This is a genomic window from Simiaoa sp. (genome assembly GCF_051972595.1).
GTDB lineage: Bacteria > Bacillota > Clostridia > Lachnospirales > Lachnospiraceae > Acetatifactor > Acetatifactor hominis.
Genome location: NZ_JBOKRY010000003.1, coordinates 77,651 through 99,315, shown reverse-complemented (window position 1 = coordinate 99,315; position 21,665 = coordinate 77,651). Strand labels below are relative to the sequence as shown.

Here is a 21,665-nt window from a genome sequence, read left to right as displayed (position 1 = left end):
TCATATCGGGGCGGGTCATAAGTATTTTAGTATCATAAAATAGAATAGAAATGTGGTACGATACCTAGGGAAAGATAATTAGTTACGAAAGAATATGTTAGGAAGCATGCATAAAAGATTATTGGGAATATCAGCTGGACAAGGAGAAGGGCAATAAGGTAATATATTATTGCATGCCGGAACGGAAAAGGAGGATTCCTCCGACGGAAGGAATCGTCTGCGGAATGGAGATTAGTATGGAATATATATCAGATGCACAGGCAAAACAGATGATCTTAGAGGTAGGCCGCAGAATGTATCAGGGCGGCTTTGTGGCAGCGAACGACGGGAATATCTCCTGTAAAGTCGGAGATAATGAGATCTGGGCAACACCAACGGGAGTTTCTAAGGGATTTATGACAGAGGATATGCTGGTGAAGCTGGATCTGGACGGGAATGTGTTGGAGGGAACGCACAAGCCTTCCAGTGAGATCAAGATGCATCTCAGAGTATTCAAAGAAAACCAGAAAGTACAAGGCGTGGTACATGCACATCCTCTGACGGCGACGGCGTTTGCCTGTGCGGGCATCAGTCTGGAAGAACCGGTGCTGATGGAAGGGGTACTGTCCTTGGGCTGTGTGCCGCTAGTGCATTTTGCTCTGCCCGGCACAGAGGAAGTGCCGGAAGCGGTGGCACCCTACTGCCGGGAATACAATGCAGTACTGTTAGCAAACCATGGCGCGCTGACCTGGGGTGACAATCTCATGCAGGCTTATTACCGCATGGAGACCACGGAATATTATGCGAAGATCCTGATGATGAACAACTTCATCTTAGGGAAGAAGACGTTGTTGTCCCAGGGACAGATCGACGATATCATCAAGATCCGTGCCGGATGGGGTATTACCACAGGCGGCAGACCCATTGGACCGGAGAGCGCGCAGAATCTGGAGGATATCTGTGTTTCAAAGAGACAGTAATGGCATAGTGGAGACGGTTGTCTTGCTTTCCAAGGGTGAGGTCGACTCGAAAAAGATTCGGGTTGAGTTCTCTTTGGAAGATATGGATATGTCCGAATTTCAGGATGGGGCAACCTACACCCAGATCAAGGACTATGTGCTGGAGCATAGTGGGTTAAAGGTATCCAACCTGTATATCTCATAAATTAAGCGGAAATGTGGGATTGGGGTCGGTAAGAACTATAATCTGCCGAAGTCCGAGGGCGCAAGAGGTTCGGTGGATCTCTGTTCTGCGCCGACCGGAGCGGGAGCGGAGACTGCCAGACAGCCACAGTGTCCGCCGGAAAAAGAGAAAGCAATCCGAGAAGCATTCAAATATTTTGGGATGATCTAACATCCCATAGAATGGAGGTTTCTAATGGATAGATTGATTTCTTGTGAGTTCAACATGGATAATGCCTGTGTGGAACTGAAATTCTTAGATGGCAGCATGATTGTCATTGATACCATCGCCGTGGAGAATGGGGTCGCCGACAATATGTATCAGCGGTCAGAATTGGACTATCTGATCTACAATGATCCGATTGGATATGCAGACTTGATATTGAACGGTGATCCCGAAATTATCTAAAAACTGTAACTGAATGTAAACCCTTAGATTAAAACTCAGCCCTCTGCCTTTTCATTGGCAGAGGGCCGTTTTTTGCTTAACAGTTATTGAGCATCCCTTAATTGCTCTACAACGCTGCATTTCGCTGCGTTGTCATACATCATGCAAGGAATCAGCCAACCCAGCAGAAGAAATACCGGAATTGTCAGCAGGACAGGCAGAATGGTGAATCGATACTCAAAGAACCAGAACATACTGCCCAGCATTTTTCCCGCAAGAGGTCCCACCGCCAGCGACAGAATAAAGGCCGCCGCTACGGAAGACATTGCGTAAAACAACCCCTCGTAGATCAGCATGGTTTTGAGCTGCCGGTTCGTCATTCCTACAGCCTGAAGCACAGCAAATTCACGGCGGCGGGAAAGGATACCGGTCATCATGGCGTTGGAGAAATTTAGAACACCCACAAGTCCAATGATGGCACAGAGCAATCCGCCCAACAGCAGAAACATATTCTGAAAGTCTTCAAATTCGGCTCGGAGTGTTGCTTTGCTTTCATACATCAATTCGGACAAGTCATTCGCAGTCAAATCAGTAAGATAATTCTCCGCAGATGCTTCTGCCTTATCATCAGGAGTATCGAACAGATAAAACATCGGGATACTCTCATGCTGGCTGTCATTATTTAGCTTTTCGATAGGAAGCACAAAACTGTAGCCTGTTGTATAATAGCGGAAACTCATAGAGTGTGGCACTGTGACATAAGCACATACTGTATATTCTACATCATGGCTTTCTGAAATCTGAAACTGTATATATTTCGATGGCGTGTTTTCATCGCAAAGGTTTCCGGTACGGCTGTCAATATCATGCCCGTCATCAATATAGGTTATGGTCTGAATAGAACCTACAGGCGGGTAAAAATCAAGATTACTTACGTTGCCATAATCATCTGTAAGGACTACTACAGCGATTGCTTTTGAATCCTCTTGGAACATAGGGGATATGTCGCCCTCAACCACAGTTAGTTTCTCAAACAGAGATTCATCCAAACCTTCGATCAATGCACGCTGGCTCACAAGATCATCACGACGATTTTGCTGTTCCAAGAGGGCTTTTGCATTTTCCTCGGATGTATAGTGCATCATGTCCTGTAGCCAGCGTTCCTCACTCATCCAGCCATATGGCTTATAGCCCGTCAGCTTGTAACCACACCCAGAAAGGGACGGAGAAATATTGGTTTCAATTTGCTCAATTTGTTCCTGAGAGATAAAGCTGCCAGAGCGACTATAACGAAAATAGTCCGTAGAGCTTACAATAAAGTCCGCACAGGTCTGTTTTGCAAGATACTTTTCCATATCAAAGCCCCCGGTAAAAGTGACCAGAATATTGAGAAGCACCACGGAAAGCGAAAGAGAGATAACCACAAGGATAGTCTTTCTTTTATTTCGCCCCAAATTAGCAAAAGCCATTTGATGTACTTTTGCGCCATGGGTAGTACAGTGTTTCTTTTTGCTCCTTACAATTTCAGTGTACTTTGTTGCTTCTACTGGAGAAACTTTTGCAGCAATCTTACCCGGACGGGAACAGGAGAGCAAAACTGTAATTAGCGCAAACAGAGCAGACGCAAAGAAAATCAACGGTGAAGTGCTGACGGTGGAAACGCCGACACCAAAAGTGGTTCGTGCCATTACGACTGGCGTCAGAGATGCACCGAAACCATATCCCAACAGCAATCCAATCGGAATGCCTACAACGCACAGAAATAGTGCCTGTTGGCGTATGATGCGCCGCAACTGCCGGGGTGTGACACCAATGGTTTTCAGCAAACCATAGAATCGAATATCTCCGGTAACGGAAATCTGAAATATGTTGTAGATAATCAGATAACCTGTGAAGATTACCAACGTAAGGAAAGCGACAATCGCAATTAGTATGGATGCATCTATGCTTTCGCCAAGCTGTGAAGAAGTGTAGCCCCAGTTTACACCGATGCGTACAAGTTCCCCTTCACCTGTTTCATCCCAAGCATACCCTAAGTCCAGATCCACCTGCTCCATCTGAGCACGGATGTTCATGCTGGATGCCAGCATCACATTCAAATCAATACGGAACGGTTCCAGTCCATTGGACACAGCTTCCGATTCTATTTCTTTTGCGTATTCTTCACTGATATTGATATAGTGAACAGGACTTATATCATCATATTCCCACCATCCCGTCAGAGTAAATGTATCTGTTTTCTCATAAGGCATTTGGGATAAAGCACCAACCGTATAGGTAAGTTCAATTTCTGCTCCTAACTTCGGCTCAATACCCAGAAGTTTCAAGGCATTTGTGTCCATGGCGATTTCTTTGCCGCTCTGAGGCATGTGTCCGGTGGTAGGTTTGGCAAAGCTCCATTTGGTGCAGTTGGCATCCATAAAGCTGACTTCGGCAGGTACTTTGGCAAATGCACCGCTGTCTATATAGCCGGTACTGATGCGCTTGCCGATTTCCTTTATATTTGAATGGGCGGCAATCTTTTGAATCTGTTTTTCTGTCACTTCCTTAAAGGTTCCATGACAGTACCCACCCACCTGACGGAAGGTGTAATTCTCATAGCTGGAATTTATGGACATTATTATGGTAAACAGAGAGGTAAATAGCAGCGTTGTCAGCGCAATGGCAATGATTGCAATGATATTACGCTTTCGGGATGCCCATAAAGAACGCCAGCTTAATTTCCAAATACATTTTCTGTTTTTGACATTCATCGTAGCCACCTCCCGTTAGTTCTGGGAGACGATCCGACCATCTTCGATACGGATAATGCGGTCTGCCATCTGCGCAATTTCTTCGTTGTGAGTGATCATTACGATTGTCTGGGCGAACTTTTGACTGGTGACTTTCAAAAGGCTCAATACATCCTGGCTGGTTTTGGAATCCAGATTGCCGGTGGGTTCATCTGCCAGAATGATAGCGGGTGCTGCCGCCAGCGCACGGGCAATGGCTACCCGCTGCTGTTGACCGCCTGAGAGCTGATTGGGCAGGGCATCCAGACGATCATCCAGCCCAAGTGTCTGTACAATCTGCTGTACGAAATCCTTATTGACCTTGCCACCGTCCAGCTCAATGGGTAGAACGATATTTTCATACACATTCAGCACCGGAACAAGATTATATGCTTGGAACACAAAGCCAATTTTTCTGCGGCGGAAGATGGTCAGGGCTTCCTCCTTCAGGGAGAAAATATTCTGCCCGTCCACCATGACTGTGCCGCTTGTAGGACGATCCAGCCCACCCAGCATATGCAGCAGGGTAGACTTGCCGGAGCCGGATGTACCGACAATCGCCACAAATTCGCCTTTCTGCACACTTAAATCCACTCCGTCCAGCGCATGAACCGCATTATTGCCGGAGCCATAAATTTTTCTCAGGTCTTTTGCCTGTAAAACTTCCATAAACGAGTACCTCCATGAAAAAATCTGTATGTATGCAAAGAGATCATCCTTTGATACATACAGATTATCGCACAGGATTCTTTCCACATTCTTTCCGGCGGAAAATGAAATCTAACAGTTTTGATAGAATTGTTGTTATTTCGGCAGAAATATGGAAAACGTACTTCCTTTTCCCAGAACGGAAGCAACCTTGATATAACCGCCCTCGCCGGATATGATCTGTCGGGCAAGGTATAAGCCGATGCCGACCCCTTCCTGCTCCTGAACCGCCTTTGAATGATAAAAACGGGCAAAGATCTTTGCTTGCTCACTTTCCGGAATGCCTGTGCCGGTATCCGATATATCGATCCTTGCAAACATTTCATAACTTACGGCAGAAATAGTAATGGTACCATGCTCTGTATATTTGATGGCATTGTCTACGATATTAGCCAGCGCTTCTGTTGTCCATTTCATATCAAAGGCAGCAGAAATATCTGTATCATGCAGTCGCAAAGACAACCCTTTTTCAGCAGCTTTGGCGGCATATTGTTCTACTACGCTTTCAAGCAGCGGCTGCAGTGCTCCTTGCTGGGGGGAGAGTAAAATGATCCCATTTTCCAGTCTGGAAAGCTTTACGAGAGAATCGATCAGAAATCGCAGCTTTTCCGATTGTTTGTACAGCGCCTCCACATTTGCCTTCGCCGATGCAGGCAGAGTTTCCTCCATCAAAAGCTCGCTGTATAACAGCAGGTTTGCAATCGGCGTTTTTGTCTGGTGGGAGATGTCCGCAATCAAGGACTTAATTCTGTCTTTCTCCTGTGCTACATTTCGAGAAGATGCTTCTGCTGCGGAAAGATAGTGTGCAAACTTTGTTTCCAAAGCAGACAGCCGGCTTTCATCAAAATTGGTTTCAGAAAAGGAGCCGGTCATGGCAGCGTCCAGCATCCTTTCGATTTCTTCCATCGTTTTTCTGGCCTTTCTCCGCTCCCATAATACAACAGCTATCGCCGCCAGAAAACATAGCAGTATGATCACAATACCGGTTTTATTCATCTTTGGTCACCCAGCTATAACCGATTCCATAGACGGTTTTAATGTATTTCTGTGCACCAAGCTTATCCCTCAGACGCTTGATCGTAACAGACAAAGCATTTTCATCCACATATTCTGCGCCATCTGTCCAGATCCGGTCGACAAGGTCTCCACGGGTCATGGTTCGACCACGGTTTTCAACAAGCAGACGCAGTAATTTTTGTTCTGTTTTACTCAATTCCACTTTTGAATCTCCCACATAAAAGGTCATAGCCTCAAAGTCAAAGTGAAATAGATCCATATGGAACGGCGCATTTTTATGGTTTGACGCTTGCTTTCGCAGTTGGGTATTCACCCTTGCCCGCAAAACCGAAAGAGAAAAGGGCTTGGTAATGTAATCATCAGCGCCCCTCTCCAGTCCGTCTACGATGTCCAGATCGGTGTCATTGGCAGTCAGCAGAATAACAGGAACCCCGGGCATGTTTTCCTTGACCTCCCGGAGCAGCTCAAGCCCACTGCCATCTGGCAGATTGATATCCAACAGGATCAGGGATACACCGCCGCAAAGCAATTGCTCTCTTGCCGCTTTTAGATCATGACAGGATATAATCTGACGGTCATCTGCTTTCAGTGCTTTGCAGAAGCCTTGATTCAAACCGATATCATCTTCAATAATCAATAATTGTTCCATGTATCTCACTCCCTCGTTATTCAAATGCCACCATCATTTCCTTGGGCAATTTTTCGTTCTCACAGTTCAGAAGATAGGCTATTGCTCTGATTGCAAATTTGTTTGTTTTCACTGTATCCCAGTCGGCAAGACGAACTATTTCTGCTGTGCTGCCCTCAAACATAACCGCCAGTTCTTCAAAGGTGGGGCGGCCTTTCCACGAGCCGACACGCCCGCAGGTCATGCAGATCGCCAGCCGCTTTTCAAGCAAGGTCGCAGTTGTATTTCTTTGCAAATTCACTGACCGCACCCTTGGCAGGATCATAGTCCATCAGCTTTTGGAGCATTTGCTCCCGGCAGGAGAGTTTTATATCTATAAATCGGTCTGTGTCGTACAAATCGCCGCCGTCCACACCGAGAAAGTCTTTGATGCGCTTGTTGAGCTGCGGCTCGTAGTGGTGCAGGAAGAATGAGAAATATATAAGGTTCTTTTCCTGTAAGGCAGGCAGGATGTATTCGTTCAGACTGTCCACCGCTGGCGGCTCCGGTTCCAGTTGGAAGATGCGCTCTGCCACATAGGGAATGATGCCATCACCGTGCGGATTGACTTGGTGTTTTGGTATGTATCCGGTCATATTCCATATAAAATCCTTCAGCATAGCGCACCTCCCTTCTAAACAAATGCTTTCTGGATAGTAGCCTGATTTTAATTCTCAGATTGTGTTTCTTTTGCTTCTACTTTTACAATCATACATAGGCTTTGAACTGCATTAAAGAGACGGATGCAATCCATCTCGTCAATTTCAAAATCCGATCTTCCATGTAATAGCCAATGCCTATTTATCGTTTCAGGTTCATCGGCAGAGAAATCGCTTTTTTGATACAGATTTCGGATGAAGTTGTTATAAGAAATCCATACATGTTTTTGAATTGTACTTCCTGTTGACGGGAAGGTATCGACCTTCTTTTGACAAACCTTCATCATCCTTACATCTTGCTTGTCATCGCTAAATTCTGACAGAATACCCTCGATAACCGAGAGTAGCGATGTTGCACAAACAGCATACAATTTATTTTGAAATGCTTGCCAGCACTGGTCTGTGAGATTTTTCAGTCCTTCTTTAATGGGAGATGCTTTGATTCCGTTCACCATATCTTTGGTTTTCTGAAAATCTTCTATTGTAAAAAACCATTTCAAAAATGCATTGATATCATCCAATTTGTTTGTGTTTGCTATTGTTTTGACTGCGTAAATATTTAATTCTGCGGGTAAAGTCCACCCTTCTGTTGATAGCTTGCTCACAACAATATCTAATTCTTTATCAAATTCCTGTACACTTTCTTCAGCCTTCTTTGAAATAGCTTTTTGAATAACCTCCATTTGTTCTTTCGTTAATTCTAACATTCGTATAACCCTCCGAGTTTAAGTGTTCCTATAATTCAGGCTCTCATTTAGCAAAGCCGCCTGTCCCATCTCTTTTTCGTAATCACCTTTGGCATAGGCGACATTGCTCAGCGCTCGAAGCATTTTATCCTTTGCCAGCCTTTTCATAACCTCTGCAAGATCAGCGTCCAGAGTACCACGCTTCACATAGCGGTTTATGGTGTTCAGCCGTTTCTCATAAATCTGTTTCACCGGATGATCGTCCGCAAGCTCCCGTTGTTCTCTGCTTTTCAGGTTGCCGATCTGCCGACAGGTGCGGTGCAGCTTGTCCCCCGGTGCATAGCCGCCGCAGTATTTGGTGTGCCTTGCGTTGGTGGTCAGAAACCACTTTTCGCAGATTTTGCATTTCTTCGGTGCATGACCAACACACAGGCCCTCAAAGAGATCAGACCGGAACATCCCCACAAAGGATACATAGTGCATCCGCTTGACCAGCTTCGCAACTTTTTCGCCGGGACGGATGGTTGCCACATACTGAACAGAGTTATTTGCGACAGACATCCAGGTATTGCCCTCAGCGATGGAGAACTCCGGCGTGAAATAGCTGCCGAACATTCTGGCAAATCCCTCTGCGGTGCGGTCTGCTTCGTTGCAATCCGATTTTTCTGCAAAATCAAGCATGGCCGTTTGGTATTCCCCAAGGGAGTAGGCCAGATGCCCGCATACGGCGGTATAGCGCTGGAGCGTGATTGCTTCGGCATAGTTCTGGATTTCTTCAAATTGCAAAGAATTGGTTGCGGCTTTTGTGGCAAACTCCACATATTTCAGTGCATTGTCCGCAGTAAAGACCCTTTCTATCCGTTCTCTGTGCTTTGATATGTCCATATAAGAGAATGGCGGGGTTTCGCTGAGAATATCCAGCATCGCCAGAGTAGCTTCCCTTGCCATAGGACAGAGTGCACAAGCATCCTGTCCGGCGTTTAATGTTCCGAGCAGCAGATTGATTTTCTCGCCTTGCTCGTTCGCCTTTGCAATGGTATCCGCAGGGACATTCAGTGCATCACAGGCAAGCGTACCGACAGGAAATGTTTTGCCCTCATATATGACCGTATCCTGCCAAAAATCCAAAGTCATCAATTCTTGGTTCATGCTTGCCTTCCTGTCCTGTTTTTTCATTTTTCTAATTATATCATGTAAATGTGAAGAAATCTACGTCCTCAGATAAGTTGTCCTGTCATTAGCCTGTTTTTTGAAAAATCCGGCATAACCATAGTAGAAAGCGTCAAACACCTGCCAATCACGGCGGGTGTTTCGTGTTTTCTGAATACTATGAACGGAGGTTTTTCTATGACAATCTATGAAACCATCAAGGCGGCAATCAGCGTAAAGCAAGCCGCCAAACACTACGGGCTGAATGTCAACCGCAACGGTATGGCTTGCTGTTCGTTCCACAACGACAGGCATCCGAGCTTGAAGCTGAATGAGGACTATTTTTTCTGCTTCAGCTGCGGAGCCAAGGGGGATGTAATCGACCTTGTGGCAAGGCTGTTCGATCTGAGCAGTTATGAAGCAGTGCAAAAACTGGCTGCGGACTTTGAGCTTGACCCGAAACCGCCCACTGCCGCAGCTATGGTCAAGCCGAAGCGTCCTTATATCCGTCAGTTCCGGGAGGATGAAATGTTGTTCAGTACGCTAAGAAAGCAAATGAAACGGGGAAGCTGTATGAAGAGGATCTTGCAGAAATAAAAAAGATGAATAATGAGCAAACAGAGCTTCTAAAAAAGGCACTTGAAGCAGTTATTCATCTATATGAGGAAGATTCAAAGAAGAGAAAGTGAATTGATAAAAAGCGTTAGCGTGGCTCTGCGGTTTATCCGCAGTTCGAGGGGATTGGGGCATTTTCCCCAACAAGCAAAAATGCGCCGGGTATATACCGGGGCACTGCTTGCCAAGTAGCGAAATTAGGAATGACAGAGAGGATAAGACAATGGAAAATGTAACTTTTGATTATAAGTTTTACAGGATACCTAAGAGATTTTTTAAGGAAGACATGTTCAGAGATATGACAAATGCAGCAAAAGTATTATATGGAATACTGCTGGATCGCAAGTGCTTGTCAGACTCCAATGGAGACGCATGGCGTGATGAATATGGAATTACCTATATCATTTTCACGATCGAAGAAATTATGAATCTGATGAACCTGGGGAATAAGAAGGTTAACAAAATGGTGAAGGAGCTGGAGGAGCATGGCTTGATTTACCGAAGACATCAGGGCTTGGGAAGACCGAATAAGATTTATGTTTATGATTTGCTCAAAGCAGATAATTCAAATTGGCTGCCAAAACAAATTATATTCGGAAAAGGGAGCAGCAATGAGAAAGAAGTATTATGAAGATGCAAAAGAGAATGCAGCTTTTGAGAGATGTGCAGATGTAATAACATCCCTGATTCTAAAATATGGACCGGCTTTAAAACGAAAATGGAATCTAGACGAGTGGATTAGGAATATTCAGGCAGAGAGTCTATGGAAAGACATAGCTTGCAAAAGATATCAGCGGTATTTTATTTGCATGATGAATATGAAAAGTCTTCCTGTATGACAAAATCAAATTGACTAATACTAATTAGCAATATATAATATAGACAAAACGAAAATGACATGAACGGAGGAACAATGAAGTGGAGAAGGTTATAACACTCGAGGAAGCATTAAAAAGAATTGAAGAATTAGAAAATGAAAACGCCGAGTTACGCGAAGAACTGGAATATTATAAAAATCGTAAATTAAGTGGAAGGCAGAAGCACAATGCAAAATGGATGGCAATCTACAATGATTTTGTTGATTGCTATGAGAACGGCATGGCTATGATAGAGATTGCAAAACGAAATAATGTCAGCGAGAGGACGATATACAGGTATAAGGCGTATTATGACAAGATGAGGAACACAAAGGAGAATGTGATAGAGTAATTGAAGAAATTAATAGTAAAAAACATATTGCTGGCGTCAGCAATATGTTCATAAGAGGAGGAAATTTGAATGGAAAAGAGAATAATTGAATTGTACAGAAGAAAATTTGATGATATCCGACATGAAGCGGATGGCATTGAGTATTGGTATGCAAGAGAACTAATGAAATTATTGGATTATGTTCAATGGAGAAATTTTGATAATGCAATAAATAAAGCAATGATTTCATGTGAGAATAATGGAAACGTAGCAGAAGATCATTTTTCAAGAATTAACAATACAATTGAAGTTGGAAACGGTGCACTTCGTGAAGTTGAGGATTATATGCTTACTCGTTATGCATGTTATCTTATTGCTGAAAATGGAGATCCACGAAAGGAGCAGATTGCTTTTGCACAAAGCTATTTTGCGGTTCAGACTAGAAAACAGGAATTGATTGAAGAAAGGATTTCTTATATCGAAAGAACAGAGGCAAGAGGAAAATTAAGGGAATCGGAAAAAAGATTGTCTCAAAATATTTATGAACGTGGAGTAGATGATGCTGGATTTGGTCGTATCCGGTCTAAAGGAGATCAGGCTTTATTTGGTGGATTTACCACGAAACAGATGAAAGAACGTTTGGGAGTACAGGATAAAAGACCACTTGCGGATTTCCTGCCAACACTTACCATTGCCGCAAAAAATCTTGCAACTGAAATGACAAATTATAATGTTGAAGAAAAGGATTTGCAAGGAGAATTTGCAATCACTGTTGAACATGTGGAAAATAATACTTCTGTTAGAGACATGCTTGGACAAAGAGGAATTAAACCAGAAAATTTACCGGCATCGGAAGATATTAAGAAACTGGAACGTAGAGTGAAGAGAGAAGAGAAAAAGCTTGCAGAGCAGTCTGGAAAGTTGACAAATGAATAATACAGGAGTGTGAGACTATTGAAGAAGAAAACAAAGCATATAGTTACAATTGAACTGGAGGATAATAAAGTGAAAAATATTGTAAAAGACACAATTCACGCGAATGGAATAGATATTGGAATATATACACAGGATTTTCAAAATGAATTTATATCATTGACGGATATTGCACGCTATAAAAGTGATGAAGCAAAGGATGTAATTAAAAATTGGATGAGAAGCAAAGACACAATAGAGTTTCTTGGTTTATGGGAAAAATTACATAATAATAACTTTAAAGGGGTCGAATTCGACTCCTTTAGAAATTAGGCGGGATCTAATGCATTTACAATGTCACCTACAAAATGGATAGAGACTACTGGGGCAATAGGAATCGTATGTAAATCCGGACGTTATGGTGGCACTTATGCACATTCAGATATCGCATTTGAATTTGCATCATGGATTTCAGCAGAATTTAAACTTTATATAATCATGGATTATAAAAGGCTGAAAGCAGATGAAAATAGCCGCTTTTCATTAAATTGGAATCTAAACAGAGAAATATCAAAATTGAATTATAAAATACATACAGATGCAATCAAAGAAAATTTGATACCACCGGAATTGACACCAGCACAAATCAGTTTTACATATGCAAATGAAGCTGATATGCTAAATGTGGTTCTATTTGGCAGAACAGCAAAACAATGGAAAGATGCGAATCCAGATATAAAAGGTAATATGAGAGATGGTGCAACACTAAATCAATTATTAATTTTGACCAATTTAGAAAGTTATAATGCAGTATTGATTCATCAGGGGAAAAACCAAAAAGAAAGAATGGAATTGCTTCGACAATTGGCTTTACAACAGATTCATACATTAGAATCAATTAGTACAGATAAGCTTCTTAAATTACGATAAAATCAACTTTTTTGATGTAAGTACGGTGGAATGTTTGCTTTTCATCACATTAACAAAAGCTTTTTTCATGCGTAAAAATATAAACCTTATGTTTTTACGGAACAGGGAGCATATCTGAAAATATTGCAGAACCTATAACTCCCAAGGCAGATATTCCATAATGATTGCCAGAACAACCGCCGGAAGCATATTTGCCACGCGGAATTTCTTATCCTAGACAAGGTTCACACCCACGCAGAAGATCAGGATAGAGCCGATGAGGGAGAGATCGGTAATGGCGGCATCTGTCATGACCGGTGCAATCAGTCTTGCCAACAGCGTGACCGCACCCTCGAACAGAGGGTCTTTGGCATTGCCTGTTTTTTTCTTTGGTAAAAAATCTGTTGAATACAGTGCCGGCCAGTCCGGCCACAGCAATGCCTGCGGTATTGATTATAGTTCCCAGTCCGATCATCTTATGTGCTATTTGCTATTCGAAAGCTTAAAGCGACTTACCTCTGAGCCTTAGAATAGTCTCCTTCTTATAATTATCAAAATAGAAAATTACAGACAAATTTCCAACAGTCAGTATAACTTACTTCCCATAAAAATAAAAGAATCCCGGACACAGAATTTTCACAGAGTGAACACTTTATTAATACAAAATTCCCCTATACTTGAGAAAACAAGTAATTCTGAACGGAATCATAATCGGAGGTTTACCGTGAAAAACAAGAAGATCAAACAGCTGATAAACTCTGAGAGAGCAGAAAAAAAGGGTAAGAATGACCGTAAAGGACGTAAGAAGTGGATGGTTGTTGTCCTGATTCTGGTACTGGCGATAGGAGGCGGTTCGGTGACAGCAGTTGTGATACTGCGTAAAAACGGGAATGCGACAGCATTTTCCATGCCGGGGAATATGGCAGGACTCACACTGACGGAAGATATGGTGGCGGCTTCCGGTGTGACCAATGTCGGTATTACAGAGGAGACCTTCGATGTGGAGAATCTGACCACTGATCTGGAGATAGAGGAAGTATACGCTGTCTCCGGGGAAGAGGTAACTGCCGGGGATAAGATCCTGAAGCTGACGGAAGACAGTGTGGCGGAAGCGAGAAAAGAACTGGAGAGGACGCTTCGGGATGCAGAGCTTTCGTATCGTACCGGCAAGATCGAATATGAGCAGAATCTCATCACGGCAGAATACACAAAAGACAGCGCGATCCTCACCAGACAGCAGGCGAAAGAGGTCTATGACGAGACGGTGGCGAGTCTGCAAAGTGCTGTGACGAAAGCAGAGGAAGAACTGCAGGAAGCCGAGGATGACATTGCGGAGTATGAATCCTATGTGAATGACGGTTCCTATAAGAGCTATTTTAAAGTCGATGAGTATCAGGCAATCTATGATGAAAATTTGAAAGCCCTGACGGACAAGATGGACGAATGGGGTGTCAGCTGGTCGCAGGTCACCGGCGGTGGCGGCTCGGTACAGATCGGTGGCGGAGCCAGCGGTAATATGCAGAGCGGAGGAACGTCTAATGCAAGCATTTTAGCTTCCCTCTACAGTGTTCTGGAGCAGAACCTGAAGGATCTGGAAGAGGCACAGGAGAAATATGACGATGCCGTCACCAATGCTTCTTTTAACTTACAGACATTACAGTTAAAGCTTCCCAGCCTTCAACAGGCAGTCACGGAGGCAAAGGAAAATAAGGAAATCCAACAGGCACAGGCGAAGCTGACCTACGAGACGGCACTGTCTACGGCGGATCGTGCAGAGAGCGACTACAATACGACGGTGGAAAAGGCAGAATCCGATCTGGCGGCACTGAAGAGCACTTATGAAGATGCAAAAGAAAATCTGAAACTGTTTGAAAGCAGTGTGGGCGATGGTTATTTTTATGCTTCCGAGGATGGAACCATCCTGCGGACTGTTGTGCGGGCAGATCAGAATCTGACTTCCGATGCGGTGGTATTCGTATACAGCAATTCGAAGGAACTGACCGTGACTGTATCTGTTGACCAGGCAGACATTGCGAAGCTGACCGTGAGTGACAGCGCGTACGTGCAGTCTTCCGCAAACGGCGGATTCACCGGTGAGATCACAGCCATCGATCCGGTATCTTCTTCCGACAGCCGCACCAGTGTTACTTACAGTGTAACCGTGAAAATCATGACAGAGGACGAAGAAAATGAAAATAGTAGCAGCCTGAGTGCGAACGAATCCGTGACGGTCATCTTCGGTATGAAGGAAGAGGAGATTGCGCAGATGCCGCAAGGAAATTCCGAAGATGGTGTGATTCCGGGAGATGGAACGGTGCCGGAAGGAAATTCCGGCAACAGAGAGCACCCACAGGGTAGACCCGGTGATGAGAGTTCGGGAAATGACAATGCCCAGGGTGATGATCAGCAGGGAGGACAGACACAGTCATGAAATTAAAAAGTCCACTTTTTGAAAAACTGAAATCCCTCACAAAGAAGCAGAAAAAACTGATCCTGGCGGGGATTGCACTGCTTCTGCTGATCCTGGCAGCCAGTTATACCGTGTTTATCGCACCGTTATTGCAAAAAGAGCAATGGATCTACAAGGAAGAGACCGTGGAGCGAGGTACTTTAAAGGTAGGTGTGACGGAGAGCGGGTCTCTGGAATACAACACAAAATCCATAGATTACGATTTGGATCTGGACGTCAGTGAAGATGACGAAGACAGTGATAGTGACAGTGATGACGATGAAGATACGGTACAGAAATATTTAAAAATTGAAGAAGTCTATGCCGCCAGCGGGCAGAGAGTCACTGAGGGACAGGAACTTCTGAAATTCACGGAAGATAGCGTGGAAGCAGTCCGGGCATTGCTTAAGAATGCCGTCGTAGAGGCGCAGGCGGACTACGCGGAGGCAGAGAGCACCTATGAATTATCTCTGTTGGAAGCGCAGACAGACTACGATACCCAGAAGATTAGTGCTTCTTATGCGTCGTCCATTCGGAATACTTCGGCAAGCAGTGTGGCAAATAACGTGACTTCCTTACAGGTGCAGTTGGAGCAGAAGCAGTCCAACGCAGCATCCCTTCAGGAAAAACTGGCTGCGGCGCAGGAAGATTATCAGGATGCATTAGAGACTTACGAAGCGGCAAAAGAAGGTTATGAAGGAGCCGGAACAGACAATACGGTGAATTTCATGACTATTCAGAGCGGTTATCTCAGTGCCAGAAGTAAGTATCAGCAGGCCAAAACCGCACTGACTCAGGCGGAAAATGCAGTCACGGAAAATGAAAGTGCCATCGCGAATCTGCAGAATCAGCTGGCTGCGGCGCAGGCAAAGCAGAAGATCAATCAACTTGACATGGAAGAAACTTATCAGGAAACCGTGATTACCGGGCAGAATGCGCAGACCACTTATAATGCTACCGTGGAAGATCTGAAAGAGACTTTGCAGGAAGCGGAAGAGACCAAAGAAAAAAGAGAAGAACAGCTGCAGGCGTTTGAGAATTTTGTCGGAAGTGACGGTATCCTGTATGCGGCGGAGGACGGTGTGATCACCGGCGCCGGTTACGAAGCGGGAGACAGACTGACCACCACCGGAATCATATGTTCCTATGCGACGGCAGATGATATGCGGATCTCTGTGGATGTGACCCAGGAGGATATTGTGGATCTGCAGGTAGGGGATGCGGTAGATATCGCCTTTACGGCATACCCGGAGGAGTCCTATACCGGAAGCATTCTCTCCATCAATACCGCGGCTACTTCTGATTATAGTAATACCGTAAGCTACACTGTGGAGATCAGCGTAGAAGGCGCGTTGGAGAAGCTGTATGGGGGAATGACCGCAGATGTCATTTTCGTAACGGAAGAAAAAGAGGATATTCTTTATGTGTCCCGTAAGGCCATTGTCGAAGAAAACGGCAAAACCTATGTATATCGCAAGACAGCACTGGGAGGTAAGGAACTTGCAGAGGTAGAGACCGGTATTACCAACGGTGTGGACATTGAGATCCTGTCAGGACTGGAGGAGGGCGATACTATTTACCTGGCAAGTAAGGTCAGCTCTGAGGCGGAAGTCAGGAGCACGGACGAGGATTCCGGCAGCAGTGCTGATTTCACAACCGGCAGTGATATGGAGCTTCAGGAATTCAACGAATCCCTTATGCCAGAGGATATGCAGATGCCTTCCGGAGGAGAAATGCCGCAGGGGGGGCCCGGGGGTGGTAATTCCGGCAGCTTCGGCGGCGGAATGCCGGGAGGTCCCGGAGGACAATAAATCAGGCTGATGGAGCAAATGTTGAGAAGCAGACAGAAATGATTGGGAACAGTTATGAAGCAGAATGAAAATGGGAAAAAGATCAAGGAAACTATAAAAAATCGGATGAGCTGGATCGAATCATGGAAAAGCTGGTTGAAAAGGCGCAAGCTCACCACAGGTATCTGTGGTGTCTGCGTGATCGCTGTAGTGGCTGGTGCCATTGGTCTCTCCGGTGGTTCCGACACGGAAGTCATTTATAAAGAGACCACCGTAAAATACGGGACACTGGTCAAAGGTGTGACGGAGAGCGGCTCCGTGGATATCAGTACGGTGGATCAGACCTTTGATCTGGATATGAGTGCCCTGCAGAGAACGGATACTTCCGGCAGCAGTTCCTCCGGCAGTTCATCAGGTGGCTCCTCCGGTAGTACTGCCGGCAGCAGCTCTGGATCCGGTGGATTTGGCGGCATGAGTGCTTCCGGCGGCGGAGCTCAGGGAGGCTTAGACATGTTTGGTCAGATCTTCAATATGGGCGGCAGCAGCTCCGGCAGCAATGGTGACGATTCTACCCTGACCGTGGCGGAGGTAGTGGTCTCCGTGGGGCAGCAGGTGTCCGAGGGAGATCCCCTGTACCTGCTGGAAGAAGACAGTGTCTCCGACCTGGAAGACGAACTGCAGTCTAACGTGGAGAAAGCAAAAGCCGATCTGGAGGCGGTGGAAGCCGACCAGACCCTGTCAAAACAACAGGCAAAATACACTTATGACAGCAGCACTGCCTATGGCAGTTATATTAATACCGAGTACAGTACTACATTGCAGGAACTTCAGAATACAGTAGATTCTGCGGAGAGCACGCTGGAGCAGGCGAAGAGCAGCCTGGAAGATTACCGGGCACAGCTGGAGGAAGTAACGGCAGCCTATGAGGATGCGGCACAGGTATTGTCGAACTGTAAATACAGCCTGAACAGTACAGACGCAGCCGATGATACTTACGGATATGTCTATTACGCGCAGCTGACGGAGCAGGCACAGTCCACGGCAGATTCCCTGGAGCAGCAGAAGGAAGAGCTGGAACAGAGAGTAGAGCAGGCGGAGGAAAATGTAACCACTGCCGAAACCGCCTACAATAAGGCAGAACGGGAACTGGAGCAGGGGAAACTGACCGCAGCCGAGACCCAAAAACTGCGAACACTGGCTTACAATACCGCACAGGAGACCTATGACATTGCACTGGGGTATCTTGCGCAGGAATTGTCCGATCAGCAGGAAACCTATAATGAGACACTGGAAAAATGGAATGAGTTCAGCACTTATATCGATGGTAATGCAGTATGTGCAAGATACAACGGTGTCATCACCGGCGTGGAGCTGGAGGCCGGAGATAAGATCAGTACCGGAACCTCTCTGGTTACTTTATACGATATGGACGAAGTGACCATGACGGTAACGGTGGATGAAGATGACATGACGGATATCTCTCTGGGATCTGCGGCGAATATTGCATTGACGGCGTATCCGGAAGATACCTTTACGGCAAAGGTGACGGCTATTGGAGATGCGACATCGGATTCCAGTGGAAACATAACTTATGACGTAACTGTCACATTAGAAGGGGATGTCTCCGGACTGTTCCAGGGTATGACAGGAGATGTGACTTTCGTTACGGAACAAACGGAAGAAGTGCTGTATGTCTCACGCAGAGCCATTATCACAGAGGATGACAAGACTTATGTAAAAGTGAAGACTGCAGATGGCAGCATTGTGAAAAAAGAAATAACGACAGGACTGTCAGATGGCTCTAATGTGGAGATCTCCGGAGATGTTGCAGAAGGAGATACCGTATTGATCGAAAGCAGCATTACGAAGTAGAGCGGAGACCTGTGGGAAAGTAAGGTCAATGGAAGGGAAGAAGTAGAATATGAGATTATCCGAAATATTGCGTCTGGTGTGGCTGAACCTGTCACAGAATAAATTCAAAGTGATCCTGACTTCCATCGGTATCGTTGTGGGATCCGCCACCATAATGCTGGTGCTGGCGATAGGTACCGGTGGAAAAGAAGAAGTGGCGGAGCAGTTCAAGAACCTGAATGCCGGAGCCATTGATATTTCCTGTGACAGCAGTGACAGCGGCGGTTTTAGTTTTGAAATGCCGGGCGGTGGAGGAAGTGTTACCGTCACCAATATGGGCGGAAGTCCCGGAGGAGGTTCCGGCGGCGGTATGTCTGGTGGTCCCGGCGGTGGCATGGATTTCGGCGGATTTTTCGGTTTTGGACAGGAGGAAGAGAGCGAAGCCGTGACATTGACCAGTGAAGACTGTGATGATCTGGCGACTTTTGTATCGGGAATCTCTGCAACTACGATCTCTTATTCCACCACAGCGTCGGTGGAGGGAGGCGATATGACCTCTGCTTCCCATTACACCATCGCCGGTGTGGAGGACAATTATGCCACTATCAGTAATCTGGAAATGGCCATCGGGGATTTCCTCACAGAGGAAAACAACGAGAGCAAGGAAAAGGTGTGCGTACTGGGTGCCACCGTGGCAAAGGAAATTTTCGGCAGCGCCTACGACGCCTATGACGGTACAGTCTATATTGATGGCCGCCCCTATATAGTGTCAGGGGTACTATCCGAGATGGGAACTGTGGCATCCGGCATTAGTCCGGATACGGCGATCTATGTACCTTATGAAACCGGCATCAAATATATTACCGGTACGAGTATCAGTCCAACCATCACGGTCATCGTGGAGGATGTGAATCAGGTGGATACCGCAATGACGGATGTGGAGAGTGCCTTAAAAGACAGCTATCCCAACACTACATTTACCATCAGCGATGCCGGAAGCAAGATGGAAGCAGCCTCCGCTTCCAATGAGACTTTGACATTACTGCTGATCTCTATGGCAGTGATCGTATTTATCGTTGGCGGTATCGGTATTATGAACGTGCTGTTTGTATCCATCAAGGAGCGCACCAACGAGATCGGTATTTTGAAAGCACTGGGTTGTTCCCGGAAGGATATCCTGTTGGAGTTTTTATTGGAGGCAAGCTTTACCAGTCTGGTAGGAGCGGTGCTGGGGGTGCTGGTGGCTCTTGGAATTACGCCATTCGTGCAGCTGTTCAACGTGAGAGTGTCCCTGTCGGTACAGGGTGCAGTGCTATCGTTATTGTTTGGTGTCTTCACCGGAAGTATCTTCGGCTTCTATCCGGCGTATAAGGCATCGAGACTGATCCCCGTAGAAGCTTTAAATCAGGAATAGTGCGAAAAGTGTGAAAAATAAATTTTTCACACGCAAATTTGTGCCGATGGCCCAAAGTTTGCAGGTTATTGAAAGACGTAAAGATAGGATGGAAAACGCAATGATCACCATGAAAAATATAAATAAAGGCTATATGCTGGGAGAGGAGCGTCTGCCGATCCTGAAGGACATCAATTTTCAGGTAAATAAGGGAGAATATGTGGCAATCTTAGGCCCTTCCGGTTCCGGTAAGACTACGTTAATGAATATGATCGGCTGTATGGATGTGATGGATAGTGGGGAATATTATCTGGATGGCATGGCAATCCACGAGACCAAAGAGGATGATCTGACCATGGTGCGCAACCAGAAGATCGGGTTCATTTTCCAGAACTATCAGCTGATCCCGACCTACAATGTCATGCAGAATATTATCATGCCCCTATTGATGCGTGGCATGACGCATGAGGAAGCAGAGGAAAAGTGTAAAAATACTATCAAGCTGCTGGGGCTGGATCATCGTATCGGACATAAGCCAAACGAGCTGTCCGGCGGACAGAAGCAGAGAGTATCCATTGCCAGAGCACTGGTGGGACAGCCGGCGATCCTGTTAGCGGATGAGCCTACCGGTGCCTTGGATCAGACCAGCGGCAGAGAAGTGCTGAAGCTGTTCCGGGAACTAAACGATATGGGCAACACCATCGTCATGATCACCCATGACCTGGGCGTAGCACAGTCTGCGAAACGTATCGTGCGTATTGTGGACGGACAGTTACAGGAATAAGGGATAGTCACTCAGCCAACGGGAAAGAGGCTGGGACTGTTCCAGACCGGATTTCAGGGTACGGTCGGCATCCGATTTATTTTCTGCCGGTATTATCAGCAGAAATTCTTTCCCGTCCATAAGTACACCGCAGAATACGGTTTTCAGATCCCGGGAGATAAGAAACATATTTCCCGGGATATTTGTTACAGATTCGGTCAGGCAGGAGTAATAGGGTTCTTCATCGATAAAAGGTGCATAGAATCCCATGTCATCCGCACCTTCCACGAAAAGCCTCTCTCCGTTCATCCAGACATTTCCCGCTATGGCGTCTTCCTGATTCCCCCAGAGATAATGTAACGCTTTCCCGTGGATCTCCACCGATACCTGTTCGAAGGTATCCGGTTCCGTCAGACTGACCAGCATTCCGGTTCCGGTATAGTCATAATCCTTTTTGATGGGAGTATGATAATAGCGGATCCCGTAGTCTCCAAGGCAAAATAAGGCAAATACGAGCAGAAAAATCAGAATGCCGCAGAAAACGGTTCTTAATTTTTTATTTCGCATCATGGTTCTTGCCTCCTTTTTAT

The 21,665-nt window shown here is 45.6% G+C and carries 23 protein-coding genes and 1 pseudogene; 14 read left to right on the top strand and 10 right to left on the bottom strand.

Features of this window, described 5'->3' with window-relative positions; all coding sequences use genetic code 11:
* Positions 1-236 precede the first annotated feature (236 nt).
* The 3 genes from ACTRDR_RS01930 (at position 237) to ACTRDR_RS01920 (ending at position 1,569) form a co-directional block, all read left to right on the top strand.
* On the top strand, positions 237-959 hold the full coding sequence (locus ACTRDR_RS01930; RefSeq protein WP_440525961.1) for a class II aldolase/adducin family protein: 723 nt from the start codon (positions 237-239) through the stop codon (positions 957-959).
* On the top strand, positions 940-1,143 hold the full coding sequence (locus ACTRDR_RS01925; RefSeq protein ID WP_330595996.1) for a hypothetical protein: 204 nt from the start codon (positions 940-942) through the stop codon (positions 1,141-1,143). The genes ACTRDR_RS01930 and ACTRDR_RS01925 overlap by 20 nt, the downstream gene beginning before the upstream one ends.
* Positions 1,144-1,356: 213 nt before the next feature.
* Positions 1,357-1,569, top strand: coding sequence for a DUF6061 family protein (locus tag ACTRDR_RS01920; protein ID WP_330595997.1), 213 nt, complete (start codon positions 1,357-1,359; stop codon positions 1,567-1,569).
* Positions 1,570-1,652: 83 nt separating this feature from the next.
* On the opposite strand, the gene ACTRDR_RS01915 is transcribed toward ACTRDR_RS01920, so the two are convergent.
* From ACTRDR_RS01915 to ACTRDR_RS01880, 8 genes are all read right to left on the bottom strand, one after another.
* Positions 1,653-4,301, bottom strand: a complete 2,649-nt coding sequence (locus ACTRDR_RS01915; protein ID WP_440525960.1) for an ABC transporter permease — start codon at positions 4,299-4,301, stop codon at positions 1,653-1,655.
* A 15-nt stretch (positions 4,302-4,316) separates the two neighbouring features.
* Positions 4,317-4,988, bottom strand: coding sequence for an ABC transporter ATP-binding protein (locus ACTRDR_RS01910; RefSeq protein WP_117465202.1), 672 nt, complete (start codon positions 4,986-4,988; stop codon positions 4,317-4,319).
* Between the two features lie 135 nt (positions 4,989-5,123).
* On the bottom strand, positions 5,124-6,023 hold the full coding sequence (locus tag ACTRDR_RS01905) for a sensor histidine kinase (RefSeq protein ID WP_440525959.1): 900 nt from the start codon (positions 6,021-6,023) through the stop codon (positions 5,124-5,126).
* Positions 6,016-6,693 carry a response regulator transcription factor gene (locus tag ACTRDR_RS01900; RefSeq protein WP_440525958.1) on the bottom strand — a complete coding sequence of 226 codons (678 nt, stop codon included), beginning with the start codon at positions 6,691-6,693 and terminating at the stop codon, positions 6,016-6,018. The genes ACTRDR_RS01905 and ACTRDR_RS01900 overlap by 8 nt, the downstream gene beginning before the upstream one ends.
* A gap of 16 nt (positions 6,694-6,709) precedes the next feature.
* Positions 6,710-6,967 carry a hypothetical protein gene (locus tag ACTRDR_RS01895; RefSeq protein WP_249326315.1) on the bottom strand — a complete coding sequence of 86 codons (258 nt, stop codon included), beginning with the start codon at positions 6,965-6,967 and terminating at the stop codon, positions 6,710-6,712.
* Positions 6,936-7,331: a hypothetical protein gene (locus tag ACTRDR_RS01890; protein ID WP_440525957.1), complete on the bottom strand. Its 396-nt coding sequence runs from the start codon at positions 7,329-7,331 to the stop codon at positions 6,936-6,938. Before ACTRDR_RS01890 ends, ACTRDR_RS01895 begins: the two co-directional genes overlap by 32 nt.
* Before the next feature lie 47 nt (positions 7,332-7,378).
* A complete protein-coding gene (locus tag ACTRDR_RS01885) occupies positions 7,379-8,077 on the bottom strand; it encodes a hypothetical protein (RefSeq protein ID WP_117465204.1) in 699 nt (232 codons plus the stop codon).
* 18 nt (positions 8,078-8,095) lie between these two features.
* Positions 8,096-9,205: a DUF6076 domain-containing protein gene (locus ACTRDR_RS01880; RefSeq protein ID WP_440525956.1), complete on the bottom strand. Its 1,110-nt coding sequence runs from the start codon at positions 9,203-9,205 to the stop codon at positions 8,096-8,098.
* A 198-nt stretch (positions 9,206-9,403) separates the two neighbouring features.
* Between ACTRDR_RS01880 and ACTRDR_RS01875 the strand changes: the two genes are divergently transcribed.
* The 6 genes and pseudogenes from ACTRDR_RS01875 (at position 9,404) to ACTRDR_RS01850 (ending at position 12,850) form a co-directional block, all read left to right on the top strand.
* Positions 9,404-9,802 carry a CHC2 zinc finger domain-containing protein gene (locus ACTRDR_RS01875; RefSeq protein ID WP_440525955.1) on the top strand — a complete coding sequence of 133 codons (399 nt, stop codon included), beginning with the start codon at positions 9,404-9,406 and terminating at the stop codon, positions 9,800-9,802.
* Positions 9,803-10,043: 241 nt separating this feature from the next.
* Entirely contained in the window at positions 10,044-10,451 is a 408-nt protein-coding gene (locus tag ACTRDR_RS01870; RefSeq protein ID WP_118538941.1) for a replication initiator protein A, read from the top strand.
* Entirely contained in the window at positions 10,432-10,659 is a 228-nt protein-coding gene (locus ACTRDR_RS01865) for a hypothetical protein (protein ID WP_109257873.1), read from the top strand. The genes ACTRDR_RS01870 and ACTRDR_RS01865 overlap by 20 nt, the downstream gene beginning before the upstream one ends.
* Before the next feature lie 79 nt (positions 10,660-10,738).
* A complete protein-coding gene (locus tag ACTRDR_RS01860) occupies positions 10,739-11,029 on the top strand; it encodes a helix-turn-helix domain-containing protein (protein ID WP_109257874.1) in 291 nt (96 codons plus the stop codon).
* Between the two features lie 69 nt (positions 11,030-11,098).
* Positions 11,099-11,944: a DNA damage-inducible protein D gene (dinD, locus tag ACTRDR_RS01855; RefSeq protein WP_440525954.1), complete on the top strand. Its 846-nt coding sequence runs from the start codon at positions 11,099-11,101 to the stop codon at positions 11,942-11,944.
* A gap of 69 nt (positions 11,945-12,013) precedes the next feature.
* Positions 12,014-12,850, top strand: a pseudogene (locus ACTRDR_RS01850) (KilA-N domain-containing protein).
* 213 nt (positions 12,851-13,063) lie between these two features.
* Here ACTRDR_RS01850 and ACTRDR_RS01845 read toward each other — a convergent pair.
* Positions 13,064-13,267, bottom strand: coding sequence for a DUF554 family protein (locus ACTRDR_RS01845; RefSeq protein WP_440525953.1), 204 nt, complete (start codon positions 13,265-13,267; stop codon positions 13,064-13,066).
* 286 nt (positions 13,268-13,553) lie between these two features.
* On the opposite strand from ACTRDR_RS01845, the gene ACTRDR_RS01840 reads away from it, so the two are divergent.
* The 5 genes from ACTRDR_RS01840 (at position 13,554) to ACTRDR_RS01820 (ending at position 21,096) form a co-directional block, all read left to right on the top strand.
* A complete protein-coding gene (locus ACTRDR_RS01840; RefSeq protein WP_440525952.1) occupies positions 13,554-15,260 on the top strand; it encodes an HlyD family efflux transporter periplasmic adaptor subunit in 1,707 nt (568 codons plus the stop codon).
* Complete coding sequence (locus ACTRDR_RS01835; RefSeq protein ID WP_440525951.1) at positions 15,257-17,089, top strand: HlyD family efflux transporter periplasmic adaptor subunit; 1,833 nt, start codon at positions 15,257-15,259, stop codon at positions 17,087-17,089. The genes ACTRDR_RS01840 and ACTRDR_RS01835 overlap by 4 nt, the downstream gene beginning before the upstream one ends.
* Positions 17,090-17,143: 54 nt before the next feature.
* Complete coding sequence (locus ACTRDR_RS01830; protein ID WP_440525950.1) at positions 17,144-18,940, top strand: HlyD family efflux transporter periplasmic adaptor subunit; 1,797 nt, start codon at positions 17,144-17,146, stop codon at positions 18,938-18,940.
* 49 nt (positions 18,941-18,989) lie between these two features.
* Positions 18,990-20,333 carry an ABC transporter permease gene (locus tag ACTRDR_RS01825; RefSeq protein WP_440525949.1) on the top strand — a complete coding sequence of 448 codons (1,344 nt, stop codon included), beginning with the start codon at positions 18,990-18,992 and terminating at the stop codon, positions 20,331-20,333.
* 88 nt (positions 20,334-20,421) lie between these two features.
* Positions 20,422-21,096: an ABC transporter ATP-binding protein gene (locus ACTRDR_RS01820; protein WP_440525948.1), complete on the top strand. Its 675-nt coding sequence runs from the start codon at positions 20,422-20,424 to the stop codon at positions 21,094-21,096.
* Here ACTRDR_RS01820 and ACTRDR_RS01815 read toward each other — a convergent pair.
* Positions 21,085-21,645, bottom strand: a complete 561-nt coding sequence (locus ACTRDR_RS01815) for a hypothetical protein (RefSeq protein ID WP_176865781.1) — start codon at positions 21,643-21,645, stop codon at positions 21,085-21,087. The genes ACTRDR_RS01820 and ACTRDR_RS01815 overlap by 12 nt on opposite strands.
* Between the last annotated feature and the right edge of the window lie 20 nt (positions 21,646-21,665).